This is a genomic window from Martinezella sp. CNPSo 3890 (assembly GCF_057784455.1).
Window position 1 is genome coordinate 217,150 of the sequence record NZ_JBXSOR010000008.1, and the last position, 17,913, is coordinate 235,062.

Annotated in this window: 16 protein-coding genes; 10 read left to right on the forward strand and 6 right to left on the reverse strand. The window is 60.5% G+C overall.

Annotated features, from left to right (window positions below; translation table 11 throughout):
* Positions 1-106 precede the first annotated feature (106 nt).
* Both AC13RC_RS20045 and AC13RC_RS20050 read left to right on the forward strand, forming a co-directional pair.
* A complete protein-coding gene (locus AC13RC_RS20045; protein ID WP_488558238.1) occupies positions 107-1,306 on the forward strand; it encodes an HlyD family secretion protein in 1,200 nt (399 codons plus the stop codon).
* A 16-nt stretch (positions 1,307-1,322) separates the two neighbouring features.
* Positions 1,323-2,918: a DHA2 family efflux MFS transporter permease subunit gene (locus tag AC13RC_RS20050; protein WP_113329473.1), complete on the forward strand. Its 1,596-nt coding sequence runs from the start codon at positions 1,323-1,325 to the stop codon at positions 2,916-2,918.
* A 559-nt stretch (positions 2,919-3,477) separates the two neighbouring features.
* Here the strand turns inward: AC13RC_RS20050 and AC13RC_RS20055 are convergent.
* A complete protein-coding gene (locus tag AC13RC_RS20055; RefSeq protein WP_488558239.1) occupies positions 3,478-4,782 on the reverse strand; it encodes a sigma-54-dependent transcriptional regulator in 1,305 nt (434 codons plus the stop codon).
* Positions 4,779-6,494, reverse strand: coding sequence for a sensor histidine kinase (locus tag AC13RC_RS20060; RefSeq protein WP_488558277.1), 1,716 nt, complete (start codon positions 6,492-6,494; stop codon positions 4,779-4,781). The genes AC13RC_RS20055 and AC13RC_RS20060 overlap by 4 nt, the downstream gene beginning before the upstream one ends.
* A gap of 390 nt (positions 6,495-6,884) precedes the next feature.
* Between AC13RC_RS20060 and AC13RC_RS20065 the strand changes: the two genes are divergently transcribed.
* On the forward strand, positions 6,885-8,210 hold the full coding sequence (locus AC13RC_RS20065; protein WP_488558240.1) for an MFS transporter: 1,326 nt from the start codon (positions 6,885-6,887) through the stop codon (positions 8,208-8,210).
* Between the two features lie 130 nt (positions 8,211-8,340).
* Here AC13RC_RS20065 and AC13RC_RS20070 read toward each other — a convergent pair whose 3' ends face one another.
* The 3 genes from AC13RC_RS20070 to AC13RC_RS20080 form a co-directional block, all read right to left on the reverse strand.
* A complete protein-coding gene (locus tag AC13RC_RS20070) occupies positions 8,341-8,622 on the reverse strand; it encodes a hypothetical protein (RefSeq protein ID WP_488558241.1) in 282 nt (93 codons plus the stop codon).
* 359 nt (positions 8,623-8,981) lie between these two features.
* Positions 8,982-9,614: a Vgb family protein gene (locus AC13RC_RS20075; protein WP_488558242.1), complete on the reverse strand. Its 633-nt coding sequence runs from the start codon at positions 9,612-9,614 to the stop codon at positions 8,982-8,984.
* Positions 9,615-9,662: 48 nt separating this feature from the next.
* Entirely contained in the window at positions 9,663-10,883 is a 1,221-nt protein-coding gene (locus AC13RC_RS20080) for a helix-turn-helix domain-containing protein (protein WP_488558243.1), read from the reverse strand.
* Positions 10,884-11,002: 119 nt separating this feature from the next.
* Between AC13RC_RS20080 and AC13RC_RS20085 the strand changes: the two genes are divergently transcribed.
* Complete coding sequence (locus AC13RC_RS20085) at positions 11,003-11,800, forward strand: DUF899 domain-containing protein (RefSeq protein ID WP_488492683.1); 798 nt, start codon at positions 11,003-11,005, stop codon at positions 11,798-11,800.
* Positions 11,800-12,078, forward strand: a complete 279-nt coding sequence (locus AC13RC_RS20090; RefSeq protein ID WP_488558244.1) for a hypothetical protein — start codon at positions 11,800-11,802, stop codon at positions 12,076-12,078. The genes AC13RC_RS20085 and AC13RC_RS20090 overlap by 1 nt, the downstream gene beginning before the upstream one ends.
* Positions 12,079-12,091: 13 nt before the next feature.
* Here AC13RC_RS20090 and AC13RC_RS20095 read toward each other — a convergent pair whose 3' ends face one another.
* Positions 12,092-12,904, reverse strand: coding sequence for a helix-turn-helix domain-containing protein (locus AC13RC_RS20095; RefSeq protein WP_488558245.1), 813 nt, complete (start codon positions 12,902-12,904; stop codon positions 12,092-12,094).
* Between the two features lie 187 nt (positions 12,905-13,091).
* Between AC13RC_RS20095 and AC13RC_RS20100 the strand changes: the two genes are divergently transcribed.
* The 5 genes from AC13RC_RS20100 to AC13RC_RS20120 all read left to right on the forward strand — a co-directional run bounded on the left by AC13RC_RS20100 (position 13,092) and on the right by AC13RC_RS20120 (position 17,910).
* A complete protein-coding gene (locus AC13RC_RS20100; protein ID WP_113350733.1) occupies positions 13,092-14,183 on the forward strand; it encodes an ABC transporter ATP-binding protein in 1,092 nt (363 codons plus the stop codon).
* Between the two features lie 22 nt (positions 14,184-14,205).
* Positions 14,206-15,369, forward strand: coding sequence for a polyamine ABC transporter substrate-binding protein (locus AC13RC_RS20105; RefSeq protein ID WP_069610179.1), 1,164 nt, complete (start codon positions 14,206-14,208; stop codon positions 15,367-15,369).
* Between the two features lie 87 nt (positions 15,370-15,456).
* Positions 15,457-16,323, forward strand: coding sequence for an ABC transporter permease (locus AC13RC_RS20110; protein WP_488558246.1), 867 nt, complete (start codon positions 15,457-15,459; stop codon positions 16,321-16,323).
* Positions 16,323-17,135, forward strand: coding sequence for an ABC transporter permease (locus AC13RC_RS20115; RefSeq protein ID WP_145319173.1), 813 nt, complete (start codon positions 16,323-16,325; stop codon positions 17,133-17,135). Before AC13RC_RS20110 ends, AC13RC_RS20115 begins: the two co-directional genes overlap by 1 nt.
* 13 nt (positions 17,136-17,148) lie before the next feature.
* Positions 17,149-17,910 (forward strand): SDR family NAD(P)-dependent oxidoreductase, encoded by a 762-nt coding sequence (locus AC13RC_RS20120; RefSeq protein WP_488558247.1) that lies wholly within the window; start codon positions 17,149-17,151, stop codon positions 17,908-17,910.
* Positions 17,911-17,913: the final 3 nt, after the last annotated feature.

Below are 17,913 nucleotides of genomic sequence, written 5' to 3' on the forward strand. Positions count from 1 at the left end.
ACAGTTGACTTGGATTTTATAGCGCTTATTTTGGAAAACAGCAAGTTTCTAAAATGAACTTGGCCGCTACCCCTGCCCGGCAGCGACCGTTGTCAGGAGCAAGTACATGGCTAACAATCTGCATATCGTAACGTCCGAAGGCCCTTCCAGCGAGGCGCAGGGGACTGTTGAGGCGAAAGCCAAGGAAGGCATAACAGCCGAGCCCCGTCCGGAGGCACGACAAGACCAGGCGGACGGCAATACTGCAGCAAAGCGTAGCAAGACGCCGCGACGGCTGCTGTATGGCGGGGGCGCGATCGCCATTATCGCCGCCGTGGGCTATTACGGGCACGACTATTGGCAGAACGGCCGTTTCGAGGTGTCGACCGACGACGCCTATGTCCAGGCCGACAACAGCTCGATCGCCCCGAAGATCTCAGGCTATCTGGCGGAAGTGCTGGTCAAGGACAATGAGACAGTAAAGGCCGGCCAGCCGCTCGCCCGCATTGACGACCGTGACTTCCGGGCTGCACTTGACCAGGCAAGGGCCGATGTCGCCGCGGCTTTGGCGACCATAGAGGCTGAGCAGGCCTCGCTGGATATTCAGCAGTCGACGATCGCCGCAGCCCGGGCAACGCTGGATGTGGACAAGGCCAACGAAACCTTCGCAGAGCAGAACAACAAGCGCTACGCCAGCCTCGCCTCCAACGGTTATGCGGCCGTGCAGACCGCGCAGCAGGCCGCATCGCAGATCGCCGCGGCGCAGGCTTCCATCGTCAGGGATACCGCAACGCTGGAAGGTGCCGTCAAACAGGTTGCACTTCTGAAAGCCCAGATCGCACAGGCAACCGCCGCCCTGCAGAAAAGTCAGGCCGTCCAGCACCAGGCCGAGCTGAACCTTTCCTATACGACCATCACGGCTCCCGTCGACGGCACCGTCGGCAACCGTACGCTGCGCATCGGCCAATATGTCCAGGCGGGAACGCAGCTGATGTCGCTCGTGCCAACCGACCAGGCCTATGTCGTCGCCAATTACAAGGAGACGCAGCTGACGAACGTCCATGCCGGCCAACCTGTCGATATCGAAGTCGACATGTTCCCCGGCAAGGTCTTCCATGGTCATGTCGACAGCCTTGCGCCGGCAAGCGGACAGGAATTCGCCCTGCTGCCGCCGGACAATGCGACCGGCAACTTCACCAAGGTCGTTCAGCGAATTCCGGTCAGGATTGCGCTTGACCCGCAGACCATGAATAGCGGTGAACTTCGCCCGGGAATGTCCGTCGAGCCGAGTATCAACACCAAAGCAGACGCCGCACAGCGGAACTGACGGCGGGAGCCCCACAATGTCCACCATCACAATGGATGGCCGCGCGATGCCGGCCGCAGCGGCAGAGCCGCGCGCATCGACAAGAGAATGGATCGCAGTGCTGGCCGGCATGATCGGCGCGTTCATGGCGATCCTGAACATCCAGATCACCAATGCCTCCCTCCTCGATATCGAGGGGGGCATCGGCACCGGAGTTGATAATGGCGCCTGGATCTCGACCTCCTATCTGATCGGCGAGATCGTCGTCATTCCGCTCACCGCCTATCTCAGCAGCGTCTTTTCATTTCGCCGTTATATCCTGGTGAACTCGGTACTGTTTCCGCTGTTATCTCTCTCCTGCGCCTTTGCCCACGATCTCGGAACGATGATCGTGCTTCGCGGCCTGCAGGGATTTGCCGGCGGCGTGCTGATCCCGATGGCTTTCACCATGGTGCTGACGAAGCTTCCGAAGCCGCAGCAGCCCTTGGGGCTGGCGATCTTCGCGCTGTCCGTCACCTTCGCTCCGGCTATCGGCCCTACGATCGGCGGCTATCTGACCGAGAATTACGGCTGGCAGACGATTTTCTTCATCAATGCCGGCCCGAGCGCCATCATGGTCGTGGCACTTGCCCTAACGCTGGACAAACAGCCCATGCAGCTGAAATTGCTACGCGAAGGCGACTGGGCCGGTATTGTGACGATGGCGATCGGCCTCTCTGCCCTGCAAACCGTGCTTGAAGAAGGCAACAAGGACGACTGGTTCTCCTCGCCCTTCATCGTCAGGCTCAGCATCGTCGCGGCCGTGTTCCTGACGCTCTTCATTATCATCGAACTGAAGGTTTCGAAGCCGCTGGTGAAATTGCGGCTGCTGAAGCAAAGGAATTTCGGGCTGGGCGTGCTTGCCAATATTCTCGTCGGTGTCGCGCTGTTCGGGACGGTCTACATCCTGCCGCAATATCTCGGCCAGGTGCAGAAGTACAATGCCGAGCAGATCGGCAACGTCCTTGCCTGGACGGGCTTGCCGCAGCTGCTGTTGATCCCCCTTGTTCCGCTGATGATGAAGCGGGTGGATGTGCGCTGGCTTGCCTTCTTCGGCATTGCGGTCTTTGCGCTTAGCTGCTTCATGAACGTCACGCTTTCCGCCGATAATGCCGGAGACCAGTTCTTCATTCCGAACATCGTTCGCGCCATCGGCCAGGCCTTCGTCATCACGCCCGTCACGGCGATCACGACAGCAGGAATTGCTCCGGCGGACGCTGCCGCGGCCTCAGGCCTGACGAACATGCTGCGCAACCTCGGCGGCGCCGTGGGCACTGCCTCGCTTGGGACCATCCTGACCAAACGCGAGCAGTTCCACTCCAACATCATCGGCCAATCCGTAACCCTTGCCCGTGACGAGGTTCGCGAGCGGATCGACCAGATGACCGGCTACTTCCTGTCGCATGGAGTTTCGGACCATCAGGCAGCCCAGCAGAAGGCGATCATCGCCCTCGGCCAGATCATCAAGAGACAGGCGCTGATCATGGGCTTCAGCGACACCTTCGCCGTCATCGGCGTGGTGCTCGCCATCGCAGCGATCACTATGCTGTTCACCAAGCGTCCCCAAGCCGGCGGCGGCGCAGGTGCCCACTGAACCATGCGGGTTCATGCACGCGATACCGTATGGCCTGAAGCTGGTAAGAGCGATCTGCGTCTGTACCATGACAATCATACGATGCGCCTCAATGGCGTCCGGAAACCCCGGGCGCTATTGTTCAATCCCCGTCAGTTTGCCGAATAGAGACGCAAGCGGTCCGGACGGGACGACAGGGAAACGGTGAACTGAAGAAGCAAATCGCGCGGCGCTGGTTCTTCAGGCGCCCAAAGCGGCTACCTGTTCATGTCCTCGACGACCCAGCGGAAAAATAACAATATAACGGCTGCAAATAGTAATAGCTGCATCACTTTAGGCAAATCAAGCATATCATAGCTCTCTAATTTAACTGCTGCATCATGCAGGCGAGCCACAATATCCTAACATGTATTAATTATTCTCTATTTTATGCAGAATAATTATGATTAATACATCGTTATCTATTTTATACATCGCACATCTATACAGATATGGAGAAAATTACACTCAATACGCATCACGCCATCAAGTTGAGGAAGTAAACTATACTCGCCCTCTCACTCTCGACTTGCGACTGATCTCACTTACGGTAGGCCGATGGATTGATGCCGTGGCGTTGCAGACGGGCATAGAGACTTCGGCGCGGCAGTTTGAGCGCCTGCGCAACCTCGGAAATATCCCCCTCATATCTCTCCAGCGTGGCCCGCAGAATGTTTGCCTCGAAGTGATCCATCTGATCGGAGAGGCCGAGCTCCACGGAAGGTTGGCTGCGAGCGGAGGCAAGGCCAAGCGCCACTTGGGTCGCATAATTGCGCAGCTCCCGGACATTGCCCAGCCAGTCGTCGGTTAGAAATCGCGCCTCCATCGCGGCATCGATGGGCGGACGCGGCACGCCGTGCAGGCGGGCGGCCTCGTCGAGGAAGGCGCTGAACAACAGTCCGATATCAGCCCGGCGCTCCCGCAGGGGCGGAATACGGATCCGCACGGTTTCCAACCGATAGAGCAGATCGACGCGAACGCGGTTTTCAGCCACCGAGCCATGCGGAGCGTTCTTCGTCGCAGCGACAATGCGAAGATCGACAGGGGTCGACTCGCCGCTCACCGAAGGCAGCTCGCGTTCCTCGGCAACGCGCAGAAGCCGTCCCTGCAGCATGGGGGACATGCTATCGATCTCGTCGAGAAACAGCGTGCCGCGATCTGCCTCGGCAATACGTCCGCGCCGGGCGCGGTTTCCGAACAGGACCTCGTCGGCGATCGCGTCCGGCAGGGAGGCACAATCGACCGAGACGAAGCTGCGGGCGCGCCGCCTGCTCCAGCGGTGGATGAGCCGAGCCACGAGTTCCTTGCCGGTCCCCGTTTCGCCTTCGATCAGGACATCCACGTCGGCGTTTGCGACCTGGCGGATCGTCTCGCGCAACCGTGCCATGACCGCCGTCTGGCCGAGAAGCGGCGCTGCGTCCTCCGCCTCTGCGGCAGCTTGTCGCAAACGCCGGTTTTCCAGCACCAGGCGGCGCGTTTCCAGCGCCCGGCGCACGGATGCGATCAGGTGATCGGTGGCAAAGGGCTTGGCAATGAAATCGTAGGCGCCCTGTTTCAGCGCGCCGACCGCCATGGCGATATCGCCGTGGCCGGTCATCAGGATAACGGGCAAATCCGGATCGCGCGCCAGCACGGCTTCCAGCAAATCGTGCCCATCGATGCGCGGCAGGCGGATATCGCTGACGATCACACCGGGCAATGCGGTTGCAAGACTTGCCAACGCAGATTGCCCATCACCATGCGTCTCCACGTCGAAGCCCGCTATGACGAAGGAATCGGTAAGCGCTGCATTGAAGGGACCATCGTCCTCGACCAGAAGGATTTTCTGCGACGCTTCCAGGGTCATGCCCGCCTCATAGTCATTACGAATGCCGCGCCGCCGAGCGGCGACGAACCGATAGTCAACGATCCGCCGAGATCGTTCATAATGTCCTGCGCGATCCCGAGCCCAAGACCGAGCCCATCGGGCTTGCCGGTAATGAATGGGCGGAATATCTCCTTGGCCAATGCCGGATCGATGCCGGGGCCATTATCGGCGACGGTCAGTTTCACCATATCCTTTCCGGCGGCGTCCACGAGCAGCGCAACATGCGGATCCTCGAGACCGGCAACTGCATCGATAGCGTTCTGCAGCAGATTGACGATAACCTGCTCCAGCCGCACCCGCTCGGCAAGCACATGCGGCAGCCCTTTCGCCGGCAGATCCAGCCGCACGCCGGCTTTGCGAAATCGATTCCCCACCAGTAGCAAGGCGCCCGCTATGATGGCATCGAGCGGTTCCGCTGCTGCTGCGCGCCGCCCCCTGCGCGAAAACCGTCGCATCTCCTGCGTAATCGTCCCGATACGCGCCGTCACCTCGACCGCGGCATCGAGATTGGCGCCAACGCGATCGAGACGATTGGCCGCGAGATGGTGGCGCGCATTCTCGGCAAGGGTGCGGATGGTCGCGACAGGCTGGTTTATTTCATGCATCAACCCCGCCGTGATCGAACCGACAGAAGCAAGCCGGTTCGCCTGGGCAAGTTCCTCCCGAGCATCGCGATATCGGTCCTCGGCGCGCGCACGTTCAGCCATCTCCTCGTGCAGCTCGGCCGTGCGTGCGGCGACGGCCTCCTCAAGCGCTCGCCGATCAGCCGCTGCCCTGGCCGCCCGGGTCATCCGCCACCAGATCGCAGCAACAACGACGGCCAAACCGACGATGACGGGTAACGCCAGCAGCCAGGCGCGCGCCTGTGCCTCCTGCAGCGCCGCACGGGTATCGAGAAGATGCAGGAGACGCAAATGTGTCCCGCCCACCGGCTGCTCGGCAGCGATCATGATCCGACCTCGTGGACCGCGTATGCGACCGGCATCCTCGGCAAGATAATTTCCCTGCCCAAGGGCGGCGTCGCGATATTGGCCGCTTGCGGCGATGCCAACCCGGACTTCGGACGATAGAGGTGCAAGCGTCGTCAGCACCTGTGACCGCTCGGACGCGGCGAGGATGATCTGATGCTCGTCGACCACAAACGTTTTTCCGGGGTCGTTGGCCCAAATCCGCGATACCGCATCGAACTCGAATTTGACGACCACGACTCCGATGGGAGCCGCGGCATCGCCAACCCTGCGGGCCAGAAATAGGCCCGGCCGTCCACTGATCGCTCCGGCGCCGTAATATTCCGCCGTGCCGTCTTTCAGCGCCTCGGAAAAATAGGGGCGGAAGCTGAAGTTCTTGCCAACGAAACTATCTTCGGTCCCCGCATTCGACGCGGAAATGACAAGCCCCTTCTGATCGACGAGATAGATGATATAGGCGCCGGTTTCCCGCGCCAGGAAACCAAGCTTTTCATCAAGCCGCCGGGCAGCGTCCGTTGTGGGGCTCGCGAGCGCCTCGCCAAGATCACGATATTCGCCAAGCACGATTGGAAGAAGCCGAAACCGCGCGAGCTCACTGTCAAGCAGGCGAATGTGCTGGACCGCGAGCCCGTTCGCCTCCGCATCCAGCCGCCTCAGCGCATCCTGACGCGCAAGCAAAAGGGCCGAACACCAAATGGCTGCAGCAGCGGCCAAACTGGCCACCACCAACAGCACAATTCGCTTCAGACTTGATCCCCTCATATGTGCAGAATATTGCACAAACTCCGAAATAGTCATGCAAAATCTTGCGCACCATATCCCTGTAATCGGCAGCACGTCCGAGGAAAAGTGAATTATATCAATAGAATATCCTGACCTCTCCTAAAATCTCGCACCTCACGTTTTCCCCACGTATCAATAGGATCACTGGGAGAGTGGACCTTCAATACGCAGAACAGTCGGCTACTGGGTCGAGCTACGGTATTGCCGATGGCGCCTTAAATGGCCGACCGCCAGCCGCCCAAATGCATAGGGCTCTCCTGACAAACCCGTCGTTTGCTGCGCCATCGCCGCGTAACGACGATCCGAAGTGAGAACGGGAGGAGAGGAACAATGCTGAATACATTAGAAGATACCATCACGACGACGGCGGCGACCGAAGCAGCCGCGCGGCGTCAACGCCTGAAATCGATCATCGGCGGTTCCACCGGCAATCTGGTCGAATGGTTTGACTGGTATGTCTATGCTGCATTCGCGCTCTATTTCGCACCGCATTTCTTCCCCGCCGGCGACCAGACGGCGCAGCTGTTGAATTCGGCGGCTGTCTTTGCCGTCGGCTTCGTCATGCGGCCGATCGGCGCCTGGATCATGGGGCTCTATGCCGACCGCAAGGGCCGCAAAGCCGGCCTCGCCCTTTCGGTGACGCTGATGTGTGCGGGGTCGCTAATTATCGCGCTGACGCCGGGATATGAGACCATCGGCGTGGTGGCGCCGGCACTTCTGGTTCTCGCCCGTCTGATGCAGGGCCTGTCGGTCGGCGGCGAATATGGCGCCTCCGCGACCTACCTCTCCGAGATGGCCGGCCGCCAGCGTCGCGGTTTCTTCTCGTCCTTTCAGTATGTCACGCTGATCTCAGGTCAGCTTCTTGCCATTGCACTGTTGATCCTGTTGCAGGCCGCGATGACGACGGAAGCGCTGAATGCCTGGGGATGGCGCATTCCCTTTTTCATGGGAGCAGCGCTTGCAGTCGTGGTCTTCTGGCTGCGCCGCGGCCTGGCAGAAACCGAAAGCTTCAAGAATGCACGCGCAAGCGATACACAGAAATCCGGCTTCTGGATGCTCATCACCCGGCACCCCAAGGAAACCGCGCTCGTCATGCTGCTGACGGCCGGCGGCACGCTCGCCTTCTACGCCTATTCGATCTACATGCAGAAATTCCTGGTCAACACCTCGGGGTTCAGCCGGGAAACGTCGAGCGAGATAAACGCAATCACGCTGTTCATTTTCATGCTGCTGCAGCCGATTGCAGGTGGCCTCTCCGACAAGATCGGCCGCAAGCCGCTGATGATCGGTTTCGGTCTCTGCGGTATGCTGTTTACCTATCCGATCTTCTCGGCGCTCGAAACCACGAGGGATCCATTCCTCGCCGGGCTGCTCGTCATGGGCGCACTGGTCATCGTCACCGGCTACACATCGATCAATGCCGTCGTGAAGGCGGAACTGTTTCCTGCTCATATCCGGGCTCTCGGCGTCGCATTGCCCTATGCGCTGGCCAACACACTCTTCGGCGGCACAGCCGAATTCGTGGCGTTGAAATTCAAGAGCAGCGGCTGGGAACAGGGTTTCTATTGGTACGTGACCGCGATGATCGGCATTTCGCTCATCGTCTATCTCTTCATGCGGGATACGGCCAAAGACAGCGCCATTCAGGAAGATTGAGACGATCGCGCAACCATCGTCATGTCGGCCGGAGAAGGCCGGCCCGATGGTACGGGAAAGCAAACCGCGCAAAGCATCCATCCGTACGTCCTGAATCGGATGGATGCCGCCGCGCCGGCCATTTATTGCGTCAATGTACCAGCGTACGGCCTTTCTTGCGCCCGTTCAGCAGGTGAATGAAAGTAATCCCCTGCTCCAGCAGCAGTTCGGCCGCTTTCAGATCTTTCGGGCCAAGATCGGACGAACAGCCGCGCAGATTACATGCCAGGAACAGCGAATTGGTGACGGCAAGCGTATCGCCATCCTCCTCGGCCTCTTCGGCGGTGGCTTGCAGTACATCCGCGACGGCCGCCATAAGATCGGCGCGCTCCTGCAAGTTCATTTCGCCAAGACTTTTCGTGATCTCACTCATGACTTCTCCTTGGCGCGCCTGACCATTCACGACATCCGTCAGGATCGGCGCGGCTCGCAACTTGGAATGATTGAAATGCGGTTGGTAAGTGAAATATGGCAATGAAAGCCGAAGCCGGCAAGGCATGGCTTCCATGTTGGAAACGCATGGCATTGCGGTTGGTTCAAAATGCGTGAGATGGCGATCGCAGGATCTAGCCCGGAGCTCCGTTTATGGCTCGTCGAACTTCAAAGTCGCGCTATCCGGTCGTAATCGGGATGCGATCTTTTAAGCCGGAGACGTAAGTCAACTCTTTCCAAAACCGAGCGCCTGGGATCGATCGACCGATTCCAGGCGCAGGATGTCTTCGTTGCCACCACTCAGCGCGGACGGCGGATTGCTCGCAGTTTGCCGCTGCCGCCGCCACCGGCATAGAAACGGTCCTTGCCATCGGATTCCAGCCCCGAAACGCCGGTACCCTCCGGCATTTCGAGCTGCTCCAAAACTTCGCCGGTCACCGGATCGACGCGGCGGACATCGCTTTCGTCGCCCTCCCAGGTGCCGTGCCATAGCTCGCCATCCACCCATGTCACGCCGGTGACGATACGGTTGGATTCGATGGTTCGGCGGATGGCGCCGGTCTCCGGGTCTATCTCGTAGATCTTGCGGCCGCGATGCTGCCCCACCCACAGACTGCCGTCGCTCCAGGCAAGACCTGAATCACCGCCATTGCCCGGTGCGGGAATGGTGGAGAGTATATTGCCCGTTCCAGGATCGACCTTATGAATCTTGTCCTCGGCGATCTGATAGAGATGGTGGCCGTCGAAAGCGGTGCCAGCGTGCGAGGCGACGTCGATCGTGCGCACCTGCTCCCCGCTTTCCGGGTTCAGGGCATGCAGCTTTTCGCCGGAGGCGAACCAGACGTGCTGCCCGTCGAAAGTGACGCCGTTTACACGCGGCGCATTGTCGAAGGGGCCGTATTCGCGAATGATTTCCGCTCGGGATTTTTTCATGGATGCATCCTCCAGTCGGGATTGGTTGAGTGTCGATGATGCAAAAGCTTAGTCGCTCGGCAGTGGTCCCGGGAGTAACAATGTTGACGGGAAGTCAAGAACCGGCGGCATCATCCAGCGGCGAGCCCGGCCGTTGCCGACGCCCTGCACCATCCCATCCGCGGCAAGTGCGTCGAGCGCGCGCTGCACCGTGCGCGGACTTATCGCGAGCGCGATAGATAGCGCCGAACTCGACCAGGATTCTCCATCCGACAGCAGGGCAAGCAGCGAGGCATTCTCGACTTCCACAGGCGGCACCAGCACCACGACATCTCGCTTTCCTCGCGGCGTCAGCGCAAAACCGTGCTGTGTCGCATTGATATCGGCAAGCAGTTCTAGGGCGGCGCGAAGCCTGCCAATCTCAACCCTCAGTCTGGCCCGATGGGATTCATCGGCGTGACGGGCGCGAAATGCCCGGGAAAGCAGCAGCTCCCGCGGCGCATCGTCGGGTGCCGCCTCGGCCAGCGCGCGTGCCAGGGCAAAGAGCACCGGCCGGCTCGCAAGCGAGATGATGTCTCCACCGCTGCGCACGACATTGCGGCAGGCATCGACAACCAAGGTATCGGACGCCAGAAGCGTCTCGACTTCGTCAAGCGACAACGGCTTTTCCCGCCCCTGCGCAAACAGGCGTGCCGCCGGCTCATCGAGCGCGCGCGCCGCATCGCGGACCTCGACCATAAGCGCGGGGATTCCCGCTTTGCCGGCCGCTTCCTCGGCGCGCGCCAGAGCGGCGCGTGCCGGCTGAATGCGCAGGCGGCGGATGGCGATGCCAGTAACCGCCAGTTCATGGCTCGCCTTTGCAGCGGGCGGCAGCGGCGACGCATCGAGTTTTGCCAGCAGCCGTTCGGCCTCGTCCAGATGACCGACCAGCAGCAGACGCCGTATCTGCAGATTGCGGGCATGGGCGGCGTTGATTTGATCGCCATGTTTTTCGAGAACGGCCCGTGCCGTCTCCAGCGCTTTCTCGGGCCAGCCGAGGTCGCGCGAGACAAGGGCGATCTCGGCTTCGGCCACGATGCAGCGAGCACGGGCAACCGCCTCGCGCGGGCCGAAGGCGCGCGCGGCATTCTTCAGCAACACCTTCGCGCGGGCAAGGTCGCCCAGCTGCGCCATTGCGATGCCGCGCAGTGCCAGCGCCGGGGCGTCGTCGCGCAGCGCGACGCGCTTCAGCGCGCCCAGCACGTCGCCTGATGCAAGCGCCTGGGCAGCCGCGACGATCAACGAATCCATCGAAATCCCGTCACACTTGTAACTCCCACCCCTTACGCCCCTAGCGGTAAGTTATCGCATATCGGCTGGCAAGATGCAGCGCCGACAAGGACAGACCTGACACAAAGAGGAGATGAACCATGACGACGCATAGGACCGGAACGCGCAAGGAATGGCTTTCGGCACGGCTTTCCCTGCTGGAGCAAGAAAAAGAGCTGACGCGGCGCAGCGACGAGATCGCCGCCCGTCGTCAGGAATTGCCATGGGTGAAGGTGGAAAAGGACTATCGGCTCGAGACCGACCAGGGTGTCGTTCCGCTCTCGGGCCTCTTCAAGGGGCGCTCGCAGCTTCTCGTTTATCACTTCATGTTCGGACCGGACTACACGGCCGGCTGCCCATCCTGCTCATCGATCGCAGACGGCTTCAACGGCATCGCCGTACATCTTGAAAATCACGATGTCGCCTTCTCGGCCATCTCCCGTGCCCCGTTCGCGAAGCTGCAGGAGTTCAAGCGGCGCATGGGCTGGGCTTTCGATTGGGCTTCTTCCGCCAACAGCGATTTCAACCATGATTTCAATGTCTGGTTCACGCCGGAGGAACAGCGCGACGGCGGCATCGAATATAATTATCGCCGCGAGCCTCCAATACCCGACGCTCAGGTGGGCAAGACGATGCAGCAATGGGAGCTGCGCGGCAGCGAAGGCCCAGTCGAACTGATGGCGTCAATGACGGGGACGGATGTCCCGACCTACACGCGCGACCGGCCTGGCGTCAGCGCCTTCGCCATGCAGGACGGCGACATCTATCATACCTACTCCTCCTATGCCCGCGGGCTTGACGGGCTCTGGGGCATGTATCAGTGGCTGGACCGCGCCCCGCTCGGACGCAACGAGACCGGCGTATGGTGGAAGCACCACGATCGGTACGGAGCAAACTGATGTCCGTCTCGTCCGAAATCGGTGAGAGGGGCGGCCGCACCGCCCCTACCCTGCCCGTCATCGCCGGCCGGCTGCTGGCGTTGGCCGCCGCGCCGAGCTTCGCCCTGATGACCGTGTTATCCGCTTATGGTTCAACCGGCGACATGATCTGTTCCACACAGGGCAGCTCGATGCTCGGCGGGATGGTGCCGATGTATCTGCTCATGACCTTCTTCCATTGCGGTCCCTGGCTGAAGCTGCTTGCGAGAAATGGAAATGGTGCGCGTATGTCGGGCTAGAGTCTCGACCGAACTATGCGAGATTCTTGAGATAGAGCGAAAGCAGCTGGGTCTGGGATGAAATGCCGAGCTTGCGATAGACGTTCCGGCGGTGAACCTTCACCGTCCCCGTCGAGATATTGAGCTTCAGGCCGATCGATTCCGACGAATGCCCCTGTAAAACGAGCTCGACGATGGCAGTCTCCCGGCTCGTCAGATTGAGATCCCGCCAGACGGCTTCCGCTGGCGGGACAGTCTCGTTCTCACCCTTCCTGCGCCGGCCCCTGCTGCCCGCCGCCAATTGCGCATCGAAGCGCGAGGCGAGGCCGGACCAATAGTATCTCACCATGTTTGCGACCAGCGGCTCGACCTTCTTGAGCGTCGCAAATTCCGCAGGCGGAAAAACCCCGGTCCTCTCGCGTCGCATCAATGAGAGGACGATCGTAATGTCCTCGTCGACATTGACGAAAAAGCCGATTTCCTCGGCCAAGCCGGTCTGCACGTAATAGGTCCGGTAATATTCGCTGGAAAAGAAGCGGTCCGGCGCCAGCTCCCGCATCCTGAGCACGCCTTCACGGCGTTCACGCGCCGTGTGATAAAATGGATCGAGCAGATAGGGACCGGCTTGGTAGAGCGTGACGAAGACGACATGTTCCCCGGGATCGAAAGTGCTGTAGAGATCGATCGGCCGCTCCTTGCCGCGATAGGCGAAGACGACGACGTAATCGAACCGCACCAGCGCCGCCATCATCTGACGGAACGTCTCTCCGAATTCGGCATCCGTCATCGACGATCGGCCGATCGTGGCGTTGAAGGCGGCAAACAGCCCTTCAAGGTCGGTGCTCATGCGACGGATCCCCCTCTGCCGCCCTGCGCATTTGAGCGCAATCCCTATATACACCTCCCACGAAGCATTTGGCACGAAAATACCTCTTTCGGGGTATATACCTCGCGAGAAGCTCGGGCTTACTCTTTCCTTAACGACGGTGGCAATAAGGCAGATCAAGACTGCCGACCAACCGCAGGGAACAGACGTGGCATCCGCTTCAACGAACGATATCGAATTCCGTTCGGTCACAAAGAGCTATGGCGCCGTGACCGCCGTAACGGACATCAATCTCAATGTGCCCAAAGGCGCATTCCTGGCGCTTCTCGGCCCTTCCGGCTGCGGCAAGACGACGTGCCTGCGCATGATCGGCGGCTTCGAACAGCCGAGCGAAGGCACGGTGCTGATCGACGGACGCGAGATGAACGGCGTGCCCGCCTACCGGCGCCCGGTCAACATGGTGTTCCAGCACTACGCGCTGTTTCCGCATTTCAACGTCGCCCAGAATGTCGCCTATGGGCTGAAGCAGATGCGCCCGAAGATCGGCGGTGCCGAAATCGACCGGCGCGTCGCCGAAGCGCTCGAGATGGTTCGCCTCGGCGGTTTCGCCAAGCGGCGCATCCATGAAATGTCCGGCGGCCAGCAGCAGCGCGTGGCGCTCGCGCGCGCCATCGTCAACCGTCCCTCCGTGCTCCTGCTCGACGAGCCGCTGGCGGCCCTCGACAAGAAACTGCGCTCGGCCATGCAGATCGAGCTTCAGACGCTGCAGCGCGAGCTCGGCATTACCTTCGTTCTTGTCACTCACGACCAGGAAGAAGCGCTGTCGATGGCCGATATCGTCTGCGTCATGAGCGCAGGGCGCATTCGCCAGCTTGGCACCCCGCAGGAAGTCTATGATCGCCCGGCCGATCTCTTCGTCGCCGATTTCGTCGGCAAGACCAATCGCATCGAGGCGACGATGGAAGCCGATGGCGAAACGCTTCGCCTCGCGGATGGTTCGGCGCTTTCGTCCGGCAAGCGACTGGCACCGGGCGCGGCAATTGCGGCTCTGCGCCCGGAGGCAATCCATCTCAGCCGCGACATGGCTACATCCGGCACGTCCTTTAAGGGCACGGTGACGCATCGCATCTTCCTGGGCTCGTCAGCCGAATACGCAGTCACCGTCCCCGGTCTCGGCGATTTCCTGATCACGTCGGATCGCCGCAGCATGAACGACAGCGATCTCGTGGGTCCGGGCGAAGAGGTCTTCCTCGGCTTCGACCCCACGGCCCTCCATGTCTTTCCAGCATCGAATGCATAAGCCAAAACAAGGGAACAGCATCATGAGCAAGGATTACAAAGACAACCTTCCGATTTCAGCCGAAGGCTTCATGGACGAATTCATGCGCCTGAAGCGCGGCTCTATCAGCCGTCGTCACTTTCTGAATATCACCGGCCTCGGCCTTGCAACGGCGGTCCTGTCGCGCGTCCCTGGCGCGCTGTCGACACCCGCCTATGCCGCCGGCGAACTCGGCACGCAGATGTCGATCGCGACCTGGCCGAACTATCACGACCCTGCAACCTTCGAGAATTTCAAGGCCGCAACCGGCGTTGCCGTCGAGGTCAACGTATTCGGCTCGAACGAGGAAATGCTCGCCAAGTTGCAGGCAGGCGCCTCCGGCTGGTCTCTTTACGTCCCGACGAACTACACGATTTCGACCTATCACAAGCTCGGCCTCATCGAGGAACTCGATCTGTCGAAGATCCCGAACTTCAGCCAGGCAACGGAAAGCCCGCGCTTTACCAAGGAAGGACAGATCGACGGCAAGACCTATGCCGTGCCGAAGAACTGGGGCACGACAGGCTTCTCGGTCAACACCAAGAAGATAAAGACCAAGCTTTCGAGCTGGAAGGATTTCTTCGAGATCGCCCAGACCGAGGCCGACGGCCGCGCCATGGTCCACGACTATCAGCTGACCACCATCGGCAGCGCACTCGTTTCCCTCGGCTACGATTTCAACTCGATCAAGCCGGAAGAACTTGCCAAGGCCGAGGAGCTGCTGATCAAGGTCAAGCCGCATCTCTTTGCCATCAACTCCGACTATCAGCCGTCGATGCGTTCGACCGATGCCTGGCTGACCATGTGCTGGACCAATGACGGCGCGCAGCTCAACCGCGACATGCCCGAGCTTGAATATGTGCTCGGCAAGGATGGCGGCGAGATCTGGACCGACTATTACGCGATCCCGAAGGATGCACCCAACAAGGCGGCAGGCTATGCCCTGCTCAACTATCTGATGGACCCGAAGAATGCGGTGAAAGAGCACATCGCCAACGGCGCGCCGACCACCGACAGCCGTGTGATCGAGCTCCTGCCGAAGGAAATCACCTCGAACAAGATCGTCTATCCGGATGAAGCCTCGCTGACGCCGCTCGAATTCGGTGCCGCCGTCACGCTTACCGATCCGAGCCGCGCCGAACTGATGGCACGCTTCAAGTCGGCTTGATCACTTTTCTTCGACCCGATCCCTTGCACCATGACGACGGTAAGGGATCGGCTTCCTTCCCAGCACCGGCGGACAAAGAACCTCTCGATGCCCCTTAACCCAGCCACCAAACGGCGCCTCGTGACCGCTGCCCTCGTCGGGCCGGCAAGCATCTGGCTGTTCGTCTTCCTGGTGCTGCCCTTCATCGCCATCATCGTCTTTGCCTTTGGTGAGCGTGCACCCGAAGGTGGCTATCAGGCAGCTTTCACCTTCGCGCAATTCGCCAATCTTGGCTTGCGGTCGGCAGCTTTCGTCAATACGTTGATCCTTGCGCCGATTGGTGCGGCTGCCTGCCTGCTCGTTGCCTATCCGGTCGCCTATTATCTGGCCGTCAAGGCCAGCCCGCAACGCCGCCTGCTGCTCGTTTCACTGGTCGTCGTTCCCTTTTGGACGAGCTTACTCGTGCGCACATACGCCTGGATGTATCTGCTCGGCGCACGCGGCATACCGCATCTGCTGGAATTCCTGGGCATAGAGAATGTCCGGCTCATCAACACGCCCGGTGCCGTGCTGCTCGGCATCGTCTATGGCTATCTGCCGCTGATGATCATGCCGATCTATGTCAGCTTGGAAAAGCTCGACCGCCGACTGCTAGAGGCATCCGCCGATCTCGGCGCCAAGCCTATATCGACCTTCTTCGGCATCACGCTACCGCTATCACTGCCTGGCGTCATGACGGGCGTTGCTCTGGTGACGATCCTGTTGCTCGGCGAATATCTGATCCCGCAGCTGCTTGGCGGCGGCAAGGTGTTCTTCATCGGCAATGCGCTTGTCGATCTCTTCCTGCAATCGCGTAACTGGCCGTTCGGATCGGCGATCGCCGTAACGCTCGTTGCCGTCGTCGTCATCGTGTTGGTAGTCGCGATGCGCATTGCTTGGCGCGTTGCCGGTACGCGCCAGGTGGATCTCGTCTGATGCGCGCACTCGTTACTTTCGTCTACCTGTTTCTCTATACGCCGATCGCGCTCGTCGTCCTGTTCTCCTTCAACGCCGGCCGCAATGCCAGCGAATTCACCGGCTTTTCGACGCAATGGTACGGACGGGCGCTGTCCAATACCTTCCTGATGGAAGCGCTGCGCAATAGCCTCATCATCGCCTTCACCAGCGCAGCACTTGCGGCGGTCTTCGGCACGATGGCAGCAATCGGCCTGGAACGGCTCGGTCCTCGTGCCCGCGCAGTCTTCGACGGGCTCTTTGCCGCCGCGATCGTCGTGCCTGGTGTCGTCATCGGCATTGCGACGCTGGTGGCACTCGTCGAGGTCTTCGGCATCATCAACCCATTGATCGCGGCCGTCTGGCCTGGCGATCAGCCGCCGAAATTCGCGCTCGGCTATGGCTCGATTATCGCGGCACACGGCCTCTTCACCATGGCGCTGGTGACGATGATCGTGAAGGCGCGCATTGCAAGCCTTGGCCGTGACATCGTTGAAGCCTCCAGCGACCTCTACGCCACGCCGCTGACCACGTTCCGGCAGATCGTGTTGCCGCAGATCATGCCGTCGGTCCTCGCCGGCTTCCTGCTCGCCTTCACCTTCTCCTTCGACGATTTCATCATCGCCTTCTTCGTCGCAGGATCGAACACGACGCTGCCGATCTATGTCTTCGCCTCGATCCGCCGCGGCGTCACGCCGGAGATCAACGCGATCGCGACCATGGTGCTGATCGCATCGCTCTTCCTCATTCTCATCGCGCGTTTCCTGATGCGCGAAAAGACAACGACAAACTGACCAGGGAAACATCATGATACTTAAGGATCGGGTCGCAATCGTCACCGGAGCCGGCTCCGGCATCGGCCGCGCCGGCGCGCTGATCATGGCGCGCGAAGGCGCGCATGTGGTCGTCGCCGATATCGACTTGGCAAATGCCGAGGAGACCGTGCGCCAGATTACCGGGGCGGGTGGCAGCGCCGAAAGCCTGGTCGTCGACGTCATGGACGATCAGGCGCTTGAGGCCGGCGTCGCAAAGATCGCCGCGCGACATGGTCGCATCGACATCCTGCACAATCACGCAGGCGCTCAGGTTGCAGGCAATCTGGAAGAGGTCGCTGTTTCCGGCTTCGATACGTCCTGGAACCTGAATGTGCGGGCGCACTTCATGGCTTCACGCTTCGTCATGCCGGTCATGAAGAAGGCCGGCAAGGGTGTCATTCTCAACACCTCGTCATCATCAGGCGTACTTTATGACCGCGAGATGATCGCCTACACCACCTCCAAGCATGCGGTCATCGCCATGACCCGGCAGATGGCCGGCGACTATGCCCGCTTCGGTATCCGCGTCAACGCGCTCTGCCCCGGCTGGGTCGACACGCCTTTCAACGCGCCGTTCATCACGCAGATGGGCGGCCGCGGTGCTATCGAAGACTATATCGCCGAGAAAGTGCCGCTCGGACGATGGGCCGATGTGTCGGAAATTGCCGAGCCGATCCTATTCCTCGTTTCCGACCGCTCCTCCTACATGACAGGACAAATCCTCGTCGTCGATGGCGGCGAAACGGTCGTCTAGGCT